This is a genomic window from Ruegeria meonggei (genome assembly GCF_900172215.1).
GTDB lineage: Bacteria > Pseudomonadota > Alphaproteobacteria > Rhodobacterales > Rhodobacteraceae > Ruegeria > Ruegeria meonggei.
The window spans coordinates 306,308-326,898 of the sequence record NZ_FWFP01000005.1 but is presented as its reverse complement, the minus strand read 5'-3'; the positions used below and the strand labels follow the sequence as shown (position 1 = coordinate 326,898).

20 protein-coding genes are annotated in these 20,591 nt (G+C 59.1%); 6 read left to right on the top strand and 14 right to left on the bottom strand.

Annotated elements, in window-relative coordinates; genetic code table 11:
* The first annotated feature begins 104 nt into the window (after window positions 1-104).
* Together RUM8411_RS10635 and RUM8411_RS10630 are read left to right on the top strand one after the other, a co-directional pair.
* Entirely contained in the window at window positions 105-875 is a 771-nt protein-coding gene (locus RUM8411_RS10635) for an MlaA family lipoprotein (protein WP_085822780.1), read from the top strand.
* Window positions 865-1,479, top strand: a complete 615-nt coding sequence (locus RUM8411_RS10630; protein WP_085822659.1) for an MlaC/ttg2D family ABC transporter substrate-binding protein — start codon at window positions 865-867, stop codon at window positions 1,477-1,479. Before RUM8411_RS10635 ends, RUM8411_RS10630 begins: the two co-directional genes overlap by 11 nt.
* A gap of 381 nt (window positions 1,480-1,860) precedes the next feature.
* Here RUM8411_RS10630 and fliP read toward each other — a convergent pair whose 3' ends face one another.
* The 4 genes from fliP to RUM8411_RS10610 are packed head-to-tail and all read right to left on the bottom strand — an operon-like array spanning window position 1,861 to window position 4,325.
* On the bottom strand, window positions 1,861-2,592 hold the full coding sequence (gene fliP, locus RUM8411_RS10625; RefSeq protein ID WP_085822658.1) for a flagellar type III secretion system pore protein FliP: 732 nt from the start codon (window positions 2,590-2,592) through the stop codon (window positions 1,861-1,863).
* A complete protein-coding gene (locus RUM8411_RS10620; protein WP_085822657.1) occupies window positions 2,592-2,879 on the bottom strand; it encodes a FliM/FliN family flagellar motor switch protein in 288 nt (95 codons plus the stop codon). The genes fliP and RUM8411_RS10620 overlap by 1 nt, the downstream gene beginning before the upstream one ends.
* Complete coding sequence (locus RUM8411_RS10615; RefSeq protein ID WP_085822656.1) at window positions 2,872-3,468, bottom strand: FliH/SctL family protein; 597 nt, start codon at window positions 3,466-3,468, stop codon at window positions 2,872-2,874. Before RUM8411_RS10615 ends, RUM8411_RS10620 begins: the two co-directional genes overlap by 8 nt.
* Window positions 3,468-4,325, bottom strand: a complete 858-nt coding sequence (locus RUM8411_RS10610) for a flagellar M-ring protein FliF C-terminal domain-containing protein (protein ID WP_370738036.1) — start codon at window positions 4,323-4,325, stop codon at window positions 3,468-3,470. Before RUM8411_RS10610 ends, RUM8411_RS10615 begins: the two co-directional genes overlap by 1 nt.
* 29 nt (window positions 4,326-4,354) lie before the next feature.
* Here RUM8411_RS10610 and RUM8411_RS10605 point away from each other — a divergent pair, with 29 nt between their 5' ends.
* On the top strand, window positions 4,355-5,608 hold the full coding sequence (locus RUM8411_RS10605) for a hypothetical protein (protein ID WP_200818568.1): 1,254 nt from the start codon (window positions 4,355-4,357) through the stop codon (window positions 5,606-5,608).
* 54 nt (window positions 5,609-5,662) lie between these two features.
* Here RUM8411_RS10605 and RUM8411_RS10600 read toward each other — a convergent pair whose 3' ends face one another.
* From RUM8411_RS10600 to betB, 3 genes are all read right to left on the bottom strand, one after another.
* The gene (locus RUM8411_RS10600; RefSeq protein WP_085822654.1) at window positions 5,663-7,015 is read right to left on the bottom strand and encodes an MmgE/PrpD family protein; all 1,353 of its coding nucleotides are present in this window, start codon (window positions 7,013-7,015) and stop codon (window positions 5,663-5,665) included.
* Window positions 7,012-9,456 carry a GcvT family protein gene (locus RUM8411_RS10595; RefSeq protein WP_085822653.1) on the bottom strand — a complete coding sequence of 815 codons (2,445 nt, stop codon included), beginning with the start codon at window positions 9,454-9,456 and terminating at the stop codon, window positions 7,012-7,014. The genes RUM8411_RS10600 and RUM8411_RS10595 overlap by 4 nt, the downstream gene beginning before the upstream one ends.
* Window positions 9,457-9,585: 129 nt before the next feature.
* Window positions 9,586-11,040, bottom strand: a complete 1,455-nt coding sequence (gene betB / locus RUM8411_RS10590) for a betaine-aldehyde dehydrogenase (protein WP_085822652.1) — start codon at window positions 11,038-11,040, stop codon at window positions 9,586-9,588.
* A 190-nt stretch (window positions 11,041-11,230) separates the two neighbouring features.
* Here betB and RUM8411_RS10585 point away from each other — a divergent pair, with 190 nt between their 5' ends.
* Window positions 11,231-11,560, top strand: a complete 330-nt coding sequence (locus RUM8411_RS10585) for a hypothetical protein (protein WP_085822651.1) — start codon at window positions 11,231-11,233, stop codon at window positions 11,558-11,560.
* A 14-nt stretch (window positions 11,561-11,574) separates the two neighbouring features.
* Here the strand turns inward: RUM8411_RS10585 and RUM8411_RS10580 are convergent, their stop codons facing one another.
* Window positions 11,575-12,078 (bottom strand): potassium channel family protein, encoded by a 504-nt coding sequence (locus RUM8411_RS10580; RefSeq protein WP_085822650.1) that lies wholly within the window; start codon window positions 12,076-12,078, stop codon window positions 11,575-11,577.
* A 5-nt stretch (window positions 12,079-12,083) separates the two neighbouring features.
* Window positions 12,084-12,989 (bottom strand): oxygen-dependent tRNA uridine(34) hydroxylase TrhO, encoded by a 906-nt coding sequence (gene trhO / locus RUM8411_RS10575; RefSeq protein ID WP_085822649.1) that lies wholly within the window; start codon window positions 12,987-12,989, stop codon window positions 12,084-12,086.
* Between the two features lie 96 nt (window positions 12,990-13,085).
* On the opposite strand from trhO, the gene pncA reads away from it, so the two are divergent.
* Complete coding sequence (pncA, locus tag RUM8411_RS10570) at window positions 13,086-13,679, top strand: bifunctional nicotinamidase/pyrazinamidase (RefSeq protein ID WP_085822648.1); 594 nt, start codon at window positions 13,086-13,088, stop codon at window positions 13,677-13,679.
* Here the strand turns inward: pncA and RUM8411_RS10565 are convergent.
* A complete protein-coding gene (locus tag RUM8411_RS10565; RefSeq protein ID WP_085822647.1) occupies window positions 13,676-14,209 on the bottom strand; it encodes a hypothetical protein in 534 nt (177 codons plus the stop codon). The genes pncA and RUM8411_RS10565 overlap by 4 nt on opposite strands.
* A gap of 164 nt (window positions 14,210-14,373) precedes the next feature.
* Here RUM8411_RS10565 and pncB point away from each other — a divergent pair, with 164 nt between their 5' ends.
* Window positions 14,374-15,666, top strand: coding sequence for a nicotinate phosphoribosyltransferase (gene pncB / locus RUM8411_RS10560; RefSeq protein WP_085822646.1), 1,293 nt, complete (start codon window positions 14,374-14,376; stop codon window positions 15,664-15,666).
* A gap of 3 nt (window positions 15,667-15,669) precedes the next feature.
* On the opposite strand, the gene RUM8411_RS10555 is transcribed toward pncB, so the two are convergent.
* The 4 genes from RUM8411_RS10555 to RUM8411_RS10540 are packed head-to-tail and all read right to left on the bottom strand — an operon-like array spanning window position 15,670 to window position 20,508.
* Window positions 15,670-17,121: an aldehyde dehydrogenase family protein gene (locus tag RUM8411_RS10555; protein WP_085822645.1), complete on the bottom strand. Its 1,452-nt coding sequence runs from the start codon at window positions 17,119-17,121 to the stop codon at window positions 15,670-15,672.
* A gap of 32 nt (window positions 17,122-17,153) precedes the next feature.
* Entirely contained in the window at window positions 17,154-18,752 is a 1,599-nt protein-coding gene (locus RUM8411_RS10550; RefSeq protein ID WP_085822644.1) for an ABC transporter ATP-binding protein, read from the bottom strand.
* Window positions 18,749-19,564: an ABC transporter permease gene (locus RUM8411_RS10545; RefSeq protein ID WP_085822643.1), complete on the bottom strand. Its 816-nt coding sequence runs from the start codon at window positions 19,562-19,564 to the stop codon at window positions 18,749-18,751. Before RUM8411_RS10545 ends, RUM8411_RS10550 begins: the two co-directional genes overlap by 4 nt.
* Complete coding sequence (locus RUM8411_RS10540) at window positions 19,561-20,508, bottom strand: ABC transporter permease (RefSeq protein WP_085822779.1); 948 nt, start codon at window positions 20,506-20,508, stop codon at window positions 19,561-19,563. Before RUM8411_RS10540 ends, RUM8411_RS10545 begins: the two co-directional genes overlap by 4 nt.
* Window positions 20,509-20,591: the final 83 nt, after the last annotated feature.

Here is a 20,591-nt window from a genome sequence, read left to right as displayed (position 1 = left end):
GCAGTATTGATTGAAAGTTCGGAAAAACAGTATCCGAGCGGTTTGGAGTGGCAAAGACCGTGTTGAGCAGAATTAGCTTTAAGCACCTGATCGTCCTGTCCCTGATGACAGCTCTCAGCGCCTGCGCAACGCAGCCCACCGAAGAGGCCGCGCGGGGCGAAACCTTCGATCCCTATGAGAATACCAACCGGGGCATCCACAAGTTCAACCTCGGTGTTGACCGGTTCCTGTTCCGCCCGGCCTCGAAAGGCTATGTCAAGATCGTCCCCGATCCGATGGTGACCAGCTTCAACCATTTCGCAGAAAACCTGACGATGCCCGGCCAAGCGGTGGACTACCTGTTGCAGGGTAACATCAAGCAATCGGGCAACGCCTTGCTGCGGTTCCTGATCAACACGACCGTAGGTGGCGCCGGCCTGTCAGACCCGGCCAGCGAACTGAACCTGCCGCCCGTGGATACGGATTTTGGTGAAACCCTGCACGTTTGGGGTGTGGGTGAGGGCGCTTATGTCGAATTGCCCTTTTATGGCCCCTCGACCGCGCGGGATGCAGTGGGTGTTGTGGTGAACCTCTTTTCGAACCCCATCAATTTCAGCCCGGTCCGCCCGGTCGACAATATCGGTGTCTACGCCGAGGTTGTGCGCCGGATGGGCGATCGGGGCCGATTCTCGGACACGGTTGACTCGATCCTGTATGAAAGCGCCGACAGCTATGCGCAGGCACAAACAATTTACCTGCAAAACCGCCGCTTTGAACTGGCAAGGGACGATGAGGACGCCTATCTGGGTCTGTATGACGACCCTTATGCCGAAATTGGGACCGACCCTGTCAGGGACCCCTACCTAGACCCTTACGAGGACCCCTATGCAGAGTAACCATCTGAATCGACGCGGTTTTGTTGCGACCGGCATTGCTGGTTTGGCACTTTCCGCCCTTCCCCTGCCCGCGTTTGCGCAAACCGAAGCCAGCGCCAAGGCGCTGGTGGTCAGTGTTGTTGACGACATCAACCGCGTGATCGCCACAGGCAAATCCGAAAAATCCATGCTGCGCGACTTCGAGAAAATCTTCGTGCAATATGCCGATGTGCCTATCATGGCGCGCTATGTGCTGGGGGCAGACGGCCGCTCGGCCAGCCCCTCACAATTGAAACAGTTCACCAAGGCATTTCAGGGCTATATCTCAAACAAATACGGCCGGCGTTTCCGCGAATTTATCGGTGGCGAGGTTACGGTGCGCAATGCCCGCAAGATCAAGGCCGGTTACGAGGTTCGTACATCGGTCAAACTGCAGGGTTCCTCTCCGTTCGAGGTTACGTTCCTGGTTTCGGACAAGTCGGGGCGCGACAAGTTCTTCAACATGTTCATCGAAGGGGTGAATATGCTGCTGACCGAACGCACCGAGGTTGGCGCGATGCTGGACGCACGCGGTGGAGACCTGAACCGCCTGATCAAGGATATGAACCGAAACAAGGTCACCTGAACCGCTGACGATGGCACCAAGAAACCGCTGCGCAATTGTGTTACGCGGCGGTTTTTCAACCGCTTGGCTCTAGTACGGCTCAGACCAGCGGCCGAAACGCTTGACCAATACCTTCCGCGCTCGTTCGGCGTCCTGCTTGTAATCTCGTTCGAGAGGCAAAGTCAGCAACTTCTCTAAGCTTTTGAGTGGTCCATTCAGGGCCTAAAACTCTCCGTCGCATTCCACGGCCCGCTCCAGGTATTGTTCCATTTGCTCGTCAATCGAGCGAGACATGAAGTCGAAAAGACTGCTGCGTCAGCGGCCACGTTTATCTGAACTCCCAAGGTCACCTCCAGATAAAATTCTGATCCGCGGAACCTGCATTTTTGGCCAATTGGCAACTCAGGTCATATAGCTGCGCACAAGGGCTCCGGCGATCAGCGACCAGCCATCAGCGATGACAAAGAACGCCAGCTTGAACGGCAAAGAGACCGTTGCGGGCGGGACCATCATCATACCCATCGACATCAACACCGCCGCCACCACCAGATCGATGATCAGGAAAGGAAGAAAGATCAGAAAACCGATCTGAAAGGCACGGGCAATTTCGGACAGCATGAACGAGGGCATCAGAATCGACAGGGGTGCTTCTTCAGACAGCACGATCGCCTCTCCGCCCGGGCGTAAGGCAGCCATGGAATGAAACGTGTCGGCGTCCAGCCGTGCGGCCATAAAGGCGCGGAACGGTCGGATGGCGATTTCCAGCGCCGGTTCGACCTCCATGGTTTCTTCAACCATCGGCCTGATGCCGGTTGTCCAGGCCTCGGTAAAAACCGGTTCCATAATGAAATAGGTCAGGAACATCGCCAGGCTGACGATCAGCATATTGGGCGGTGATTGCTGCAACCCGATGCCTTGCCGCAAAATGGCCAGAACCGTGATCAGGAACGGAAAGCAGGTGATCATGATCGCCAGCCCCGGTGCCAGGCTGAGCACAGTAATCAGCAAGATCAACTGAATGCTTCGTGCCGAGATCGATCCCCCCTCACCCAGCGACAGCGACAAGTCCTGCGCCGCAACAAATGAGGGGGTCAGAGCCCCAAGCACCACGACCAGCCACAGCAGAGACCGCATCAACCTATCCCGTTCTGCAGGTCCGTAATTTCGGTCAGACGCACCGCAAGCTGCCCGGCCTGATCACCCTCCATCTCTTCCAGAAGGCCGCAAGCGACCAGTTGATCACCCACATACAGATCGACCGGGTCTTCGATCCTTTTGTCCAGCGTCAGCACGGCGTTTTCACCCATGTTCAGCAAATCACGAATCAACGGCCTTGCCCGTCCGACCGAGACCGTGACTTCGATCGGAACAGCCTCAAACGGGTTTGCCTTGTCGGGTTTCGGGGTCTGTGGATCACTCATCGTTCGCTGCCTCTTTTGCCTCAAATACATATGCGTCGAATGCCCCGGCGACCGAGGCCAGCAGACCACTGCAATCAACTTCTCGTTGGGAAGTGCCGACCTGTAGCCTGGCCTGCCCTGCCTCTAACGCAGGATCCTCGATCACTTGGGTGGGCGCGGACAGATCCTGGGGCACCATCGCCTCAACCTCACCCGCGCGGCCTATGGGAACGAAAATCTGCATCGGCTGACCCAGCTGGTCGCGCGCCATGTCGACCAGTTGTTCGACCAGCCGGGTGGCAAAGCCGCTCTCCAAAGTCTCAGGCAGGACTACGTTGACCAGGCTATTGAACATCGGTTCCAACGACAGGCTCATCCGGGTGACCGCTTCGTGGTAGGTAAAGGACATGTCCTCAAGCGACTTGGCCAGCTCGGCCGAGACCTGCCCGCGGCTTTGCTCCTGCGCCTGAACCGCGTCTTCCCAACCGGCGCTATATCCTTGTTCAAAGGAGGCCAGGCGCTGTTCCTCCAGCGCGTCTTCGTCCAGCAAGTGCAACTTGCCGCCTCCAGACTGCAGCGTGAAATCCTCAAGAAGATGGGCTATCGACATCACACACGCTCCTCACCTTCTTCGAGCCAACTGCGCAGGATCTCGACGGTCTCTTCCTGCTTGTCACCGATCATCGCCCGCAACCGATCAACCGGATCGGCACCGGATTGCGCGGCCAGCACCGGAACGGCCCCAGCGGCCGCACTTCCGGGCAAGGATGTGAATTGCCCGCTGTCCTCAGACGCAATTTCGCCGGTCAGGTAGGATTCGGGCTCGGGCGCATTGTCCGCAGGCAGTAGCGCTGGCGCCAAGGTCGGTTTCGTCAGTATTGGGCGGACCACGAACAGGCCCAGAACCAGCGAAACAATGGCCAGAACCGTGATCTGGATCAGGGACATTGCGTCGAAATGCATTTTTTGCCAGATCGACGATGATGCCACGGTGCCTTCCGGTTCGACCACCGGCAGGTCCAGTGATTTCAGGGTGATGACATCCCCCCGATCCGCATCAAACCCCACCGCCGAAGCGACCAGCTCTTTCAGAGCGCCCATCTCGGCCTTGGGCATCGGTACAAAAGTTTCGGCCCCGGCGGCATCTACTGCGCGCGTTCCGTTGACCAGAACCGCAACCGTCAGTCGTTTGATCGCGCCCGGAGCGTTATGCACCTCAAGCTCGGTTTCCGAGACCTCATAGTTTATCCGTTCGCGGGTTTCAGTGGCATTGGAATTGGACTCGTCCCCACCAGCCCCATCCCCATCAGGCAGGTTCGAGGCCACCGTGACATCCGAAGACTGGTTGCGGGCGCTGTCTGATCGCTCCTCGACATCGGTACTGATGGCGACACGCCCTTTTGGGTCAAAGCGACGTTCGCGGATCGATTCCGTCTTGGTCACGGTATCGACGCTGACCTCTACCACCGCATTTCCGGCCCCTAAGGGCGCTTGAGTTGTTAGGAGAGAAGACGTCCGAAACGGACCGGATTGCGGCCATTGCCCGGGTGCTGGATAAGGATCCATTGACAGACCATAACCCGTTCGCGGACCTCCAGCGTTGCGATAGCGACGTCGCGTTATGGGCCTCGTTGACTGAAGGCAACCTACGGGACGATGCCAACCTGATCGCTATTGAACAGGCATTTGCGCGCCTGCCGGATCATCTGCGTCGACACGTGGGGCCCGGGCTTTCGGACCTTTTCGTAAAAGCGCAAAAACTTGAGGCTGCCCGCCGTGTTTTGCGGTCGGTTGACCGGATCAAAACCCAGACCAGCCCGGCCGTAACCCAGTCCAAGGCCAAAGTTGCCAAGGTCGAGGGGAATGGCCCAAGGACCGAGGCCCTGCTAACCGAAGTACTTTCTGCATCAGGGGCGGCGCTGGAAGCCCCGCTGGCGCTGGCACGTCTGGTCGACAAGCGCTGGACCGACCGCGGTGCCGTGTCTGCGCAAGAGATCGACCTGGCCGAATCCTACACGGTTGAGTTTCGCAGATCCAACATTGGCCCGGTGATGCGGCGAACCCATACCCTTGCCCTGAGCCTGGGGCAGGAATTTGATGCCGCGATGGATTTGGCAACAGACCTGCCGATGGAAGCTGAAAACGCGGAGGCGCTGAATCGTGTGGTGCTGATCCTGACCGAACGGGCCGATGACGAGACGTTTCTGCGGCGTGTTTTGACTTTGCCGCCCAGGTCGTCTCAGGCACTGACGACAGATTCTGCCATTGCTGTGGCGGACAGGTTGTCGTCGCTGGGGTTCTCGAAACAGACCCTGTCTTTGGCAAAACGTCCACAAGACAGGCTCCGAAGGGGAGAGCGAGCCCGGCTGCGCGCAAAAGCGGCCCTGCTGGATCAGCGCCCGCATCAGGCCATCCTGGAACTGGACGATGACCTCTCGGCCACGGCGGTATCGATGCGTGTCGAAGCACTGATGGCGACGCGAGAGTTCAGTGCAGCGGGCGAATTGTTGCACAATTTGGGGCAATTGGATACGGCGAACAGGTTGTTCTGGCTGGCGGATCAGCCTGATCAGGGCGACGCGTTGGATGACCTGAAATACGGCCGGGTTATGCAGGCCACCCAAGGCCTGATGGCTTTGCCGTCTCGGCTACCTGAAAAGCCCTTGGCAGACGCGACGCAGCTGCTTCAGGACAGCGCGGAAACGCGACAAAGGATTGCCGACCTATTCGCGACACTGGGGCAGGAGTAACAGGGCAGATCTCCGCTAACCGGGGAGAGTGGCTTTGTCCGGGTCCAGGCAGCATCACACCTCTGGGCCGTCAAAGATCAAATTTGACAGGTCAGAATACCGCGTGTCGGGGTCGACCCAGCCGAGGATGGTCTTGCGGATCGCATCGGCACGGTTTGAACCGACCACCGGGGCCGCAAATTCTGTGTATTTGCCGATGACCTCATCGCGGTTCATCGGCGCTTCGGGACCGCCGCGCGCATTGACGTCGCCCGACTCAAACACGCGCCCATCGGTGGTGACAACGGTAACATCCGCCCAACGTCCCTGCGGAAAACGCCGGGTGTGGCGGTCGCTTTCGGCTACGCGAATACGAGTCAGCCAATCCGCCACTGCAGGGTCGGCCAAACCAGTGCCTGAGATATGTTCGACCCCGATCCGGCCATAAATGGCCTGAACCGCAACAGCAAAAGGCAGGGAATACTGGGCTTGCGAAGTTGTATCGGGCAGCCCTGCGTAAAGGCAGGCGGCCTGGTGGAAACTGTTGATGTCAACTGACCGGATCTGAGCGTGGGTCAAATCATTGTCGCGCATCACCGTGCGAACCCCGTCGATGGCGGCATGGGCCCAGCGACAGATTGGGTAAGGTTTCACATATTGATGTTCGACCTGCCAAAACTGACCCAGATCGTCCCAATGCGGGGCTGCCGCTGCGGCCTCTATGGTGATGGCGGGGGCGCCGGTAAACCCGCGCTCGGCCAGAATGGCAGAGGACACGCCCACCAGCGCACCCCATCCCGACCCATCATGCAGCATCGTCGGGTTCGCAATTTCGCGCATCATTTGGCTGCGCGGGCCGTGATATTCAGCAATCCCCATAGCCTGCCGCAATTGCTCGGGCGTGTGTCCGCGCAGCCGGGCCGCCATGGCCACAACGCCCAACGCATTCCACGCACCTGAGGTGTGATAGCCGCTAACGGAGGCATGCAGCGACAAGCCGGCTCGTCCGGCGATTTCATATCCTGTAATCACCGCGGCCAGCGCCTCGGGGCCGGTCAGGGCAGGACGATGTTCAGCAAGTGCGATCAGCGTCGGCAGAACCACAACGCCGATATGACCCTTGGTTGGGTTATAACCGTCATGCCCGTCCAGATTGTCGGTTTGCGTTGCCGCCGCATAGACCGCCCCCGCCAGACTGACCGCGCGACCATCAAACATCATCCGCGTGCCATAATTTGGATCAGTGCTGGCATATAGCAGCGCCGCTGTGTCGCGCGCGATCACTCCGGCCTGCATCGGACCCGAAGCGATCAAAATGCCCATCGTGTCCAGCATCATCAGCGCTGCGGCCTCTTTGGCGCTGTCGGGCATGGTATCCGCGGAACGGTTCAGAGCAAATTCGGCGACGCGGTCAAAAGTATCGGTCATTTGACAGGTTCCATCACCGGCGCGTTGATACCGCGCAGGCGATGGCCTGCCGGATCAAACGGCGGCTCAGCCAGTAATTTGGCCTTATGCGGCTTGCCCAGGATAAACACCTCAACGGTATCGCCGGACTGCGCGACCTTTGGATCGGCATAACCAATCGCCAGAGATTTCCCCACCGAGTACCCATACGCCCCTGATGTCACACGTCCGACCGGCGTGCCGTCAGGGGTGAAAATCGGTTCACCACCCGAGGCATCGGCCTCATTTACCGCAACCTCAAAGATCGACAAAACTTCGCGCGGGGGGGTGTCTTTGATGGCCAGATAAGCGTCCTTGTTCAGGAATTCCTTGTCCAGCTTGATCAAACCGTCCAGTCCGACCTCGTGCGGCCAGTATTCCTGAGAATATTCGCGACCCCACGACCCATAACCCTTTTCGATGCGCAACGACCCCAACGCACGGCCGCCGACGGGGCCGCCGTTGAACGCTTTGCTGGCCTCCAATAACTCGGAATAGAGCCTGATCTGATCGGCTTCGGCGCAGTGCAGCTCCCACCCGAGATCTCCGGTAAAGCTGACGCGGATGGCCAGACAGGTTATGCCTGCGACATCAATCGTGCGGGACCGCATGAAGCGGAAACCATCATTGGACAGATCCGCATTGGTCAGCCGTTGCAACAGATCGCGGGACTTTGGACCAGCAACGTTGAAACCGGCGATCCGGTTGGTGGCCACTTCGAATGTGGTTCCTGCCGGCAGATCGACCATGTTGAAGAACCGTTGGTGATAGCGTTCGGCCATGCCGGACCCGATCATCATGTATTCGTCGTCTGCAACCTTGGTGATGGTGAAATCGCCCGCCACGCCGCCACGAACCGAGATCATCGGTGTCAGGCAGGATCGGCCGATTTGGGTCGGCACCTGGTTGGCAACCAGCTGATCCAGCCAGTCATACGCGCCCGGTCCTTTGACCACGTAGTTGGCAAAGTTTGAGATGTCGATGATGCCGACGGTCTCACGCAGCATCCGGGCTTCTTGGCCCACCGGCTGCCACCAGTTCTGGCGGGTAAAGCCGTTGGTCTCAACCATGTGAGGCTGTTCCGCAAACCACAACGGATGTTCCCAGCCGCAGTTCAGGCCAAAGACGCATCCCATGTCTTTTTGCATTTCATAGGCCGGGCGAAGGCGGGCCGGGCGTCCGGCGCTGCGTTCTTCGTTCGGGAAATGTATGGCAAAGCGGTGGGTATAGGCGTCCTCGACCCGAGATTTGGTAAAGGCCTTGTCCGCCCAATCCCCAAACCGCGCCAGATCCCAGGCGAACATGTCGTATTGCGGCTCGCCTTCAATCATCCATTGCGCCGACAATAGGCCCAGACCTCCGGACTGCGAAAAGCCCGGAATGATGCCGGTACAGCAGAAATAGTTCCGCAGTTCCGGGACTGGACCCCAGATCGCATTCGCGTCGGGTGACCAGATCATCGGTCCGTTGATCACCCGTTTAACCCCCGCGGTGGCGGCCACCGGCACGCGTTCGGTCGCGCGTATGACGTTTTCCATGATGCGGTCCAAGTCATCGGGGAACAGGTCATGGGCGAAATCCAGCGGTGTGCCGTTTTCAGCCCAGAACCGCATGTCTTTTTCATAGGCACCAATCAGCAGGCCGTTGCCCTCTTGCCGGAAGTAATATTCACCATCCCGGTCGGCGATTGAGGGCAGGCGACGGCCCAGATTGGCGACCTCGTCGATGGTTTCGGTGACGAAATACTGATGCTCGGTCGGTTGCAAAGGCAGTTCGATCCCGGCCAGCGCGGCCACCTCGCGGCCCCACAGACCACCCGCATTCACCACCCATTGCGTGTGGATTTCGCCCTTTTCGGTGCGCACGATCCAGGATCCGTCAGTTTGTTGTTCAGTCCCTATTACTGGGCAAAACCTCTCAACCGTGGCGCCCATCGCACGGGCACCAGCAGCATAGGCCATGGTCACGCCAGACGGATCGACATTGCCGCCATCGGGTTCAAACATGATGCAGCGGATATCGTCGAACTGCGCCAGCGGGTGCAGTTCCATCGCCTGTTCGCGGCTGACTTCAAAAAAGTTCAGGCCATAGAACTTGGCCTTGGCTTCCTGCAGACGCAGTTGATGTTCGCGGTCCTCAGTTTGCGCCAGATAGAGGGAACCGGATTGAAACACGCCGCAACCCTGCCCGGTTTCCTTCTCCAGCTCTTTATACAGGTTCATCGTATAATGCTGGATGCGGGTGATGTTGTTGTTGTCGTGCAACCCGTGAATGTTAGCCGCCGCATGCCAGGTCGAGCCCGAGGTCAGCTCATCGCGTTCCAGCAGGACCACATCGGTCCAACCAAGCTTGGCCAGATGGTAGAGGATCGAGCAACCGACTAGCCCGCCTCCAATCACAACGGCCTGTGCGTGGGTTTTCATGGGCTTGACCTCCTGTTGCCGGGCGCGTGTGGGGCACCCGTGCAGGAAATTCAGCCACAGGTCAAAGCGGTCTTATACTCTGTTCCCGACGCGGAGTGTCGGAATCAGAGTTTGAAGGGCCGGTTTTGATCAGTAGGGCGCCTCAACATCGTTCATCGAGACATAGACAGTCTTCATCTCGCTGAAATGGTTGATTGCCAGTTTCGAGTTCTCGCGCCCAACGCCGGACATTTTCGACCCTCCAAACGGGGCCTCAACCGGAGCGAGGTTGTAAGTGTTGATGTAACAGGTGCCAGCCTCGAAACCTGCCACGATGCGATGCGCACGCGTTAGGTCATTGGTGAACACGCCAGCGGCCAGACCAAACTCAGTGTCGTTGGCGCGGGCCAGAACCTCTTCTTCGGTGTCAAAATCCAGCACGGACATGACCGGGCCAAAAATTTCCTCGCGGGCGATGGTCATGTCATCGGTTACATCGGCAAAAACCGTCGGCTGCATGTAATAACCTTCGCCATCGACCCGGTTACCGCCAGAGACCAGCCATGCGCCTTCCGATTTGCCCTTTTCAATGTAAGCCAGCGCGATCTTCATCTGGTTTTCACTGACCATAGGACCGAAATTGACCTCTTCATCCAGCGGATCACCGATTTTCGCGGTGGACAGACGTTCGGACAGACGGGAAAGGAAAGCGTCTTTGATGCCCTTTTGCACGAACACGCGGGTGCCGTTTGAACAGACCTGACCCGAGGAATAGAAATTGCCCAAAATCGCGCCCGAAACCGCGTTTTCAATATCGGCATCGTCGAACACGATCATCGGGGATTTGCCGCCCAGTTCCATCGTGACGTGCTTCATGCCATCGGCGGCTGCGGCATAGACCTTGCGGCCAGTGGGCACCGACCCGGTCAACGACACTTTGGCCACGCGTGGATCTGTCACCAGCGATGCGCCCACATCACCATAGCCCTGAATGACATTGTAGACGCCTTTGGGTGCGCCCGCTTCAATCAGAATCTCAGCAACTTTCAGGGCAGACAGGGGCGTGGTCTCGGACGGTTTGAACACCATCGAGTTGCCGCAGGCCAGCGCCGGAGCCCCTTTCCAACAGGCGATCTGGGTTGGATAGTTCCAAGCCCCGATGCCGACACAGACGCCCAGCGCCTCGCGAATGGTATAAACAAAGTCACCGCCGCCCAGCGGGATATGCTCACCGGTGAGTGAGGCGGTCAAGCCTCCGAAATACTCTAACGCATCTGCCCCGCTGGTCGCATCGGCCACCAACGTTTCCTGCAATGGTTTGCCGGTGTCATAGGTTTCCAGAATCGACAGCTCGCGATTGCGGTCGCGCATGATATCGGCGGCACGACGCAGAACGCGACCCCGTTCGGTACCCGACATCGCAGCCCATTCGGATTGTGCCGCTTTTGCACTGCTTAGAGCCTGATTTACGATACCTGGCGTGGCAGAATGCAGCTTTGCTATAACCTCGCCAGTGGCCGGATAGATGACATCAATGGGGGTGCCGCTGGTATCTTCGACATATGCGCCGTTGATGAAATGGCTGGCCTTGGGCTGAAACTTCATGCCGGGTCCTCTTTATTATCTGCGCTGGAATGCCTGGGCGCGGGGACAGTCTGTTTCGCATTTAGCGTTTATTGATTGATCAGTCAATAAACGTTGAAACTGGCAGGCTTTTGCCCAGCCGGCCGGGCGCCCTCTTGAAAAAAAGCGGTTAATGTTCTATTTATGTTCTAAACAGTCAGAGGATCACCCGATGGCCCAGAGCTTGCGAAATTCCGCCCCAGGCGGCCCGATAAATGACTATCACTTGCTGCCAGTCACCGACCGGCAGATGCGGTATGCTCACGCGATCGCGCAACAATCCGCGCTTGAAATTCCGGTCGAGGCGCGGCGCGATCGTCAATCCATGTCCGCGTGGATATCGGCGCATAAGCCTGACGATCCATCCCCTTTTGCAAATTATCCAACTGGCAAACAGGTCGCATTCGCCGAGCGCATCTCGCGCAGCAAACGGCGCCCGATCCCATCCGAGTGTTTTCGCGACAAACAAATGATGTCGCGCTGGATAGATCAGAACAAATAGCCCTGTATCAGTGTCTAATTATGGCCGTGGTTGCGTGAATACAGCGCCACAGCTGCAGCCACAAACATACCCAGCAGGATATAGCCCGTCACAGCCTCGGCTGCGGCCAGCGCCCGGCACAGACCGGTTGGGGACATGTCGCCATATCCAACCGTAGTGAAAGTGACATACGAGAAATACAAGACATCAGCAGGTCTCTGCGCCCCGAACACGCAATTATCTGTGTACCCAAATGCGCCATACACGGCGGCAAACAGGAACGGGACAACCTGGATAAAGGAAATGCCCATCAGAAACAGCAGGCGACGCGGCGACTTTACCTGCGTCATGTAGAACCACGATTGCGAGACCACCCACAGAACCAGCCCGACCGATGCAAACGTGCCAATGGTGTCCCCGGCGGTTGCCTCGCTTAGGCGCGACAGCACGAACCAGGCCAGAAAGCTGGCGACAACCATGCCAACGGCCGCCAGCAGAGTTGATTTCCATTCTTCCAAAGTCGTGGGCTTGCGGGACATTGCGCTTACTCTGCGCTCAGATGTTCTTGCCCACGCTGGCGTGCCAACAGGATCTGTTTCTGACGTTCCCGGAACCGGGCTTTGTCGGCCTCTGATGTCTCATCCACGCAGCGATGACAGGTCACGCCGTGCTCATAGTCGGGGCGTTTCATATCCTCGGGCAGAATCGGGCGACGGCATCCATGGCACAGTTTGTGTGGACCTTCGACCAGCCCGTGACCCACCGACACGCGGTTGTCGAACACAAAACACTCGCCTTGCCAGGCGCTGTCTTCGACGGGCATTTCCTCGAGATATCGCAAAATGCCGCCTTTGAGGTGGTATACATCTTCGACCCCCTGCCCCAGCAGGTAGTTGGTGGATTTTTCACACCGTATTCCACCGGTGCAGAACATGGCGACGCGCTTGTTGTGAAAGCGGTCCTTGTTCTCTTCCCACCAGCTTGGGAACTCGCGGAAGCTGGCAGTTTCAGGGTCTAACGCGCCCTCGAACGTACCTATCGCCACCTCGTAATCGTTGCGCGTGTCGATCACCACCACATCATCGGACCGGATCAGGTCATTCCATTGTGCGGGATCCACATAATTTCCAACCCGCGCACGCGGATCGACATCTGGCTGGCCCATAGTCACGATCTCGGTCTTCAGGCGCACCTTCATCTTGCCAAATGGTGGATGGTCCGAGGTGGCCTCTTTCCATTCCAAGTCGGCGCAACCGGGCAAGGCGCGGATATGCGCGAGAACGGCGTCGATCCCGGCGCGGGGCCCGGCGATAGTGCCGTTGATCCCCTCTTGCGCCAGCAGCAGCGTACCTTTGACCGATTGCGCGTGGCATAACGCCAGCAAAGGGTCCCGCAAGGCAGCGTGATCCGGAAAACGGGTGAAGTGATAGAGAGCAGCGATCGTATACATGCGCGCGGTCTAAACCCGCCAGCGCAGAGGCGCAAGAGACCGCATTGACGCCCCCGTCCCCGCCGCCTACCCATAGTGCAAAAGATGGAGGCCCCTATGACCCACGCCCTGATCGTGATCGACGTCCAGAACGATTTCTGCCCCGGGGGCGCGTTGGCCGTCCCGGGCGGGGATGAGATTGTGGCCCCCATCAACGCCATGATGCCCGATTTCGATGCCGTTGTTCTGACCCAGGACTGGCACCCGGCCCAGCATTCCTCTTTCGCCAGTTCTCACACCGGAAAAAGTCCCTATGACATGACCGAGATGCCCTATGGCCCGCAGGTTTTGTGGCCGGACCACTGTGTGCAAGGCACCAAGGGCGCGGAATTTCATCCCGGCCTGCGCACCGATGGCGACCTGATCATTCGCAAAGGGTTCCGAGGCACGATTGACAGCTATTCGGCCTTTTTTGAAAACGACCAGACCACGCCTACTGGGCTAGAGGGTTATTTGAGAACGCGGGGCATTGGCACGCTGACGATGGTCGGGCTGGCGACGGATTTTTGCGTCCATTTCTCAGCAGTGGACGCGGCGCGCCTGGGGTTTGACGTCACTGTACGAATGGGGGCGTGCAGGGCAATCGACCTAGAAGGGTCTCTGGTCGCTGCGCAAGCGGCAATGCGCGAATCGGGCGTTACCCTGGTCTAAGGTGTGGCACCTGCCGCAGCCAGAAACCTGAGAATCGCAATCACCATCACAGCCAGACCCAGCGCAATTCCAATGCGCCATTGAACCGAGCGTCTTTTCGTAGTGGATGCGTGCGGCTGCCGCATTGCGACCGTCTGATCAACGATATTGGTAGTGATTTCAGGCTCGGGACGTGCCTGTTTTACATCATCGAGAAATTGCCAGATATCGAATTCGCCGAAATACTCGCCCTGGACGCCCATATTACGGATGTTCGCAAACAGGCGCTTTAAGATGCGTTCCCGGTCGACGGCGTCTTCGGGCAGGTAGAGCCCATGCGGCAGACCGCTACTGTGGGTCTCAAGGCTGAACCCCGAATCCACAAAAATCCGACGAATCTTTGGGGATGCGCTGTGCAAGGCCTGAACGGTTCGAATGTCGCGAAACCATGCTCGCACGGCACGGTTTCCGGTCACGGCCGCAACGCCGTGTTCGGGATCCACCTCATCCGGAGCAATAGCTACAATATCAAAGTCGTACTCGAAAACCATTCACTGAATTAACCTTACGCTTCCATCCCTTCTTTTCACTAACCGGTGAAAAGATCACATAATATGCTCGATTTGTGACCTGACCTTGTCATTGTCTTCAATCTAGCGACTCTTGCCATTCCACGCACCTATTGATCTAACAACGGAAATCGCAGGAGTTCCCCATGGTCGATATTGCGACACGCGTGTACAATCATAAATGGAAGATTGACCCAATTGTACGGTCTTTGATCGACACGGACTTCTACAAACTGCTGATGTGCCAGTCAGTGTTTCGAAATAAGCCCCAAACAGATGTGGTTTTTTCCCTGATCAACCGGTCGAATCACATTCCATTGGCTGAATTGATTGATGAGGGCGAACTGCGTGAGCATCTCGATCACATCCGGACGCTCAGCCTCAGCCGGGGTGAAAGCACCTGGCTGCGCGGCAATATGTTCTATGGCAAACGACAGATGTTTCGGTCGGACTTTATGGAATGGTTCGAGAATATGCGCCTTCCGCCCTATCACCTCGAACGCAAGGGCGATCAGTACGAACTGACCTTCGAGGGCAAGTGGCACGAAGTCATGCTGTGGGAAATTCCCGCGCTGGCGGTACTGATGGAACTGCGGTCCCGCGCAGTGTTGAACGACATGCGCCGGTTCGAGCTGCAGGTGCTGTATGCCCGTGCGATGACCCGCGTCTGGGAAAAGATCGAACAATTGCGCGGTATTGACGGGTTGGGCATTGCCGATTTCGGCACCCGTAGGCGGCATTCCTTCCTTTGGCAGGACTGGTGCGTGCAAGCGATGATGGAAGGGCTGGGTTCAGCCTTTACCGGCACCTCGAATTGCATGATTGCCATGCGGCGCGAGGTTGAGGCGATCGGCACCAACGCCCATGAATTGCCCATGGTGTACTCTGCCTTGGCCGACACTGACGCCGAACTTGCCCAGGCGCCGTATGATGTCCTCAGCGACTGGCACGACGAACATGACGGCAATTTGCGCATCATCCTGCCCGATACCTATGGCACGCAGGGGTTTCTGGACAACGCCCCCGACTGGTTGGCGGGCTGGACCGGAATTCGCATCGACAGCGGCGATCCGGCCACCGGGGCGGAAACCGCCATCAAATGGTGGCAGTCGCGCGGCGAGGACCCGAACCAGAAGCGGGTTATCTTTTCCGACGGGCTGGACGTGGACAAGATCCGCGAACTGCACAGCCAGTTTGCCGGTCGCACCAACGTCTCGTTTGGTTGGGGCACGCTGCTGACCAACGATTTCCGCGGGCTTGTACCGAATGACGCGCTGGCACCGTTTTCGCTGGTCTGCAAGGCTGTTTCGGCCAATGGCCGCCCAACTGTGAAATTGTCGGACAACCCGGAAAAGGCGATGGGTCCAACCAGTGAGATTGACCGCTATAAACGAGTGTTCCACGTCGGCGCGCAAGAACCGATCGAGGTGATCGTTTAGGCTCTAACCATGGTGGGCGGCCACAGTTTTGACCTGTGAAAAGCCATACAGGGCCTCAAACCCCTTTTCTCGGCCATGGCCGGACTTGCCGACCCCGCCAAAGGGTAGTTCAACTCCGCCCCCTGCGCCGTAATTGTTGATGAACACCTGACCCGAGCGCAGTTGTTTCGCCAATCGCATCTGCCGTGCGCCGTCGCGGGTCCAAAGGCTGGCAACCAGACCGTATTCGGTGGAATTGGCAATCTGTACGGCCTCTTCCTCGGTTTCGAAGGGGATCAGAACCTGAACCGGGCCAAAGATTTCATCCTGCGCCAGCACGTGATCCGGGGGCACATCAGCAAACAGGGTCGGCCGGACATAGGCCCCGCCCGCAGGCGCATGATCGACGATCCTCCCCTGACCAGCGATGCTGAGATCACTTCCTTTGGCCAAAAACCCCGTCACGATCTGTTGTTGCCGGGCCGAAATTAGTGGGCCAAGGCGCAAATCCTCATGCGCCGGGCCAACGGTCAGATCGGCATAAGCGTCGGCCATGCGGGATTTGACCTGCTCATACACCCCGCGCTGCACCAGAATGCGGGATGAGGCCGAGCAGGTCTGGCCGGCGTTCTGAATGCCCGCATTCACCAGAAACGGCAGCGCCGCATCCAAATCGGCATCGTCGAACACCAGTTGCGGGGATTTCCCACCCAGCTCCAGCGTCACCGGCACCACATTGCGCCCCGCCGCCTGTTGCACCAGCGCGCCGGTGGCAACCGACCCGGTGAACGAGATATGTTGCACGCCCGGGTGCGCCGACAGCGCGGCGCCGGCCTCGGCCCCAATCCCCGGCACCACATTCAGCGCCCCGGCGGGCAGACCGGCCTGTTGCGCCAGATGGGCAAAGGCCAGCGCCGTCAGACAGGCCTCCTCCGCTGGTTTCAGCACACAGGCATTGCCCATCGCCAGCGCCGCCCCGACCGAGCGGCCAATGATCTGCATCGGGTAATTCCACGGCACGATATGGCCCGTCACCCCATGCGGTTCGCGTAGGGTATAGACGGTATAGCCGTCCAGATACGGGATCGTCTCGCCCATCACCTTATCCGCCGCACCGCCGTAAAACTCGCAATACCGCGCCAGGGCCACCGCATCCGCCCGCGCCTGGGTCAGCGGCTTGCCGACATCCATCGCCTCAAGCGCCGCCAGATCATCGACCCGTTCCAGCACCATCCGACCCAGCCGCGTCAGGATACGCCCGCGTTCCAGCGCGGTTTTGCGACCCCAGTCGCCCGACAGCGCTGATTGAGCCGCAGTGACGGCGGCATCTATGTCGCTGGCCTGCCCCCGCGCAATCCGGGCAATCTCGGACCCGTCTGAGGGGTTGATCAGCGACAAGCCCTGTTGTGACGCAGGTTTCACCCAAGCGCCGCCAATCAGGCACAGGCCGGGATCGAACCAGAGGGGGTGGGTCATGTCAGGCTCCATTTCGTCTCTAACTCTTGGGATTATGCCACGTATTGACCGATATCCGGCAGGGTCGGCGCGGCGTCGATCAGGGTGCGAGTGTAAGCGTGTTGGGGGCTGGCAAAGACCTGCTCGGTTTCGCCCTGCTCAACGATTTGTCCTGCCTGCATCACCAGCACCCGGTCGGTGATGGTGCGCACAACACTCAGGTCATGGCTGATGAACAGATAGGTCAGGTCGTAGGCGGCGCAAAGCTCGACCAGCAGATCCAGAATCTGCGCCCGGACCGAGACATCAAGGGCTGAGACCGCCTCATCGAACACGATCAACTCGGGGCGGATGATCAGGGCTCGGGCGATGGCGATCCGTTGCCGTTGGCCACCCGAAAACTCATGGATGTACTTGCCTGCATCATCGGGGCTGAGACCCACGGCGGTCAGCATCTCGGCAATGCGATCCTGCTTTTCCGAGCCAATGGGCTGGGGCTTGAGCAGATGGAAGGGTTCGGTGATCAGGCGCGATACGCGGTGGCGGGGATTGAAGCTGCCATAAGGGTCCTGAAACACCACCTGCATCTTACGGCGCACCGCCAAATTGGGCTTGTGACCGGTGAATACGGGCTGGCCGTTCAGCTGAATCTCGCCTTCCTTTACGTCCTCTAGTCCTAATATCGCCCGTGTTAGGGTCGATTTTCCACACCCAGACTCGCCCACCAGGCCCAGACGTTCCCCGCGGTTGAGGGTAAAGCTGACCCCGTCCACCGCGCGGTGATGGCCCGGCGCATCGAACAGGCGTTTCCGGGGCAGGCGGTAATCGCGAACCACTTGCGTCACCTGCAACAGGGGTCGTGGGTCGACAGGGTCAGGCAGGATCACCTGATGGTCCGACGCCTCGAACAACATCCGTGTATAGGGGTGCTTCATATGTTTCAGCAAATGGGTGGTGGCACCGCTTTCAACCACCTCGCCCTGGCGCATCACGACAATCTGGTCCGCCATATCCGCGACCACAGCCAGATCATGGGTGATCATCAGCAGGCCCATATCGTATTCCTGTACCAACCCTTTGAGAAGGTCGAGGATCTGCGCCTGCGTGGTCACGTCCAGCGCCGTTGTCGGTTCATCCGCGATCAAAAGCTTGGGGCGCAGGGCGATTGCCATGGCAATAACGACGCGCTGGCGCTGGCCACCGGACAACTCGTGCGGATAGCGTGACAAGGGGAACCGGTCGGGCGGCAAGCCCACGCGGGTCAGAACCTCTTGTGCGCGTTCGGTGGCCTGCAGGCGGGGCATGGCCTTGTGGATCAGGATCGTTTCGGTCACCTGATCGCCGATGGTTTTCACCGGGTTGAGCGCGGTCATCGGTTCCTGAAACACCATGCCAACCGCGGCCCCGCGCAAGGCGCACAGCGCTGCCTCAGAGAGGGTCAGGAGGTCTTGCCCTTTAAACCGGATCGCGCCGTCAATACTGGCCCCGATTGGCAGCAACTGCATGACAGCCAGCGCCGTCATCGACTTGCCCGAGCCGCTTTCACCTGTGACGGCCACGATCTGACCCGGATCAATGGTCAGGCTGACCCGCTTCAGGATATCTGTGCCATGGATGGACAGCGAAAGGTCTTCGATCTGCAGCAAGCTCATGCGCGGGCCACCCGGATCCGAGGGTCCAGCCAGTCACGCAACCCGTCACCCAGCAGGTTCAGCCCCAGCACCGTCACGATGATTGCAAATCCCGGAATCAGAGCCAAATGCGGGGCAAAACTGACCATTGTCTGTGCATCCGCCAGCATTCGGCCCCAGCTGGGTGTCGGCGGCTGTGCGCCGAGGCCAACATAAGACAGGCCCGCCTCGGCCAGAATGCCAAGGCTGAACTGGATCGTGCCCTGAACGATCAACAGGTTGGCAACGTTGGGCAGGATATGCTCCAGCGATATTCGCGCCGCACCCTTGCCCGAGACGCGGGCGGCGAGGATGAACTCGCGCTCCCACAGCGACAGCGCGGCGCCGCGCGTGATGCGGGCGAAGACGGGGATGTTGAAGATGCCGATGGCGATGATCGCGTTGATCGCGCCGGCGCCAAAGACGGCGGTGATCAGGATAGCAATGACCAGCGAGGGGAAAGCAAAGACCAGATCATTGCCGCGCATGATCACCTCATCCAGCCAGGATCCCCTGCGCGCCGCCGCCGTCAGACCCAGCGGCACGCCAAAGCCGACGCCAATCCCCACCGCCACCAGCGCCACTGCAATGGACGTCCGCGCGCCCACCATGATCATCGAGAACATGTCGCGCCCAAAATGATCCGTACCGAACCAGTGCTGCGCGTTGGGCGGCTGCAGCTTGGCCGGGATGTTCAGCGCCGCATGCTCATAGGGCGTCCAGACAAAGGACACCAACGCTGCCAACACAACCAGCGACGACAGCGTCGCGCCAAGGATCAGGTTGCGGTTCATGTCCGACCCCTCAGCCTTGGGTCGACGGCGGCATAGGCCAGATCGACCAGAAAGTTCACCGTGATCACCGCAAAGACCAGCAGCATGACCACCGATTCCACCACGATCAGGTCGCGGGCCGAGATGGCCTGAAACACCAGCCGCCCGAGGCCGGGCAGGTAGAACACCTGCTCAATGATGATCGACCCAGCCAGCAGAAAGGAAAATTGCAACCCGATGATGGTCAGCACGGGGATCAGTGCATTGCGTACCCCGTGCCGCCACAACGCTTGACGACGTGACAGGCCTTTGGCGCGGGCGGTGCGCATGAAATCTTCGCCCAGAATGTCCAGCAGCGAGGATCTCATGACCCGCGCCAGAATCGCCGCCTGCGGCAGCGCCAGTGCGATGGCCGGCAGGGTCAGCGAATGCAGCCCGGTCCAAAAACCGTTGTCCCATCCTGCGAACCCGCCCGCGTTGAACCAGCGCAGATTGATGGCAAAGATCAGCACCAGCATCATGGCAACCCAGAAATTGGGCACCGCGATGCCCAGCTGTGTCGCGCCCATCACGGTCAGATCCCCGGCCTTGCCCCGGCGGGCGGCGGCATAAATCCCGGCGGGGAAGGCAATCAGGGTCGACAGCGCCAGCGCATAAAGCGCCAGCGGCAGGGACACCCACAAGCGGTCTGCAATCATCTGCGCCACCGGTGTGCGATAGGTGTAGGAAGTGCCGAACTCCCCGACCAGCATGCCGCCGACCCAGTTGAAATACCTCTGCACTTTCGAGACATCCAACCCCAGCTCAGCCCGCAGGGCTGCCAACGTGTCTTCCTGAGCGTTCACCCCCAGCATGAACGAGGCCGGATCGCCGGGTGCTACTTCGATCACCGCGAAAATGACCACCGAGGCCACGGCCAAGCTGATCATCAGCGAAATCAGACGTTTGAGGGCATAGCGGAGCATCAAAGCCACGTTACGGGCGCTTGCGCTGCGGGTCCAGCACGACCTTTCAGCCAGCAGGGAAACAGGAGAAACTTGCGACACCC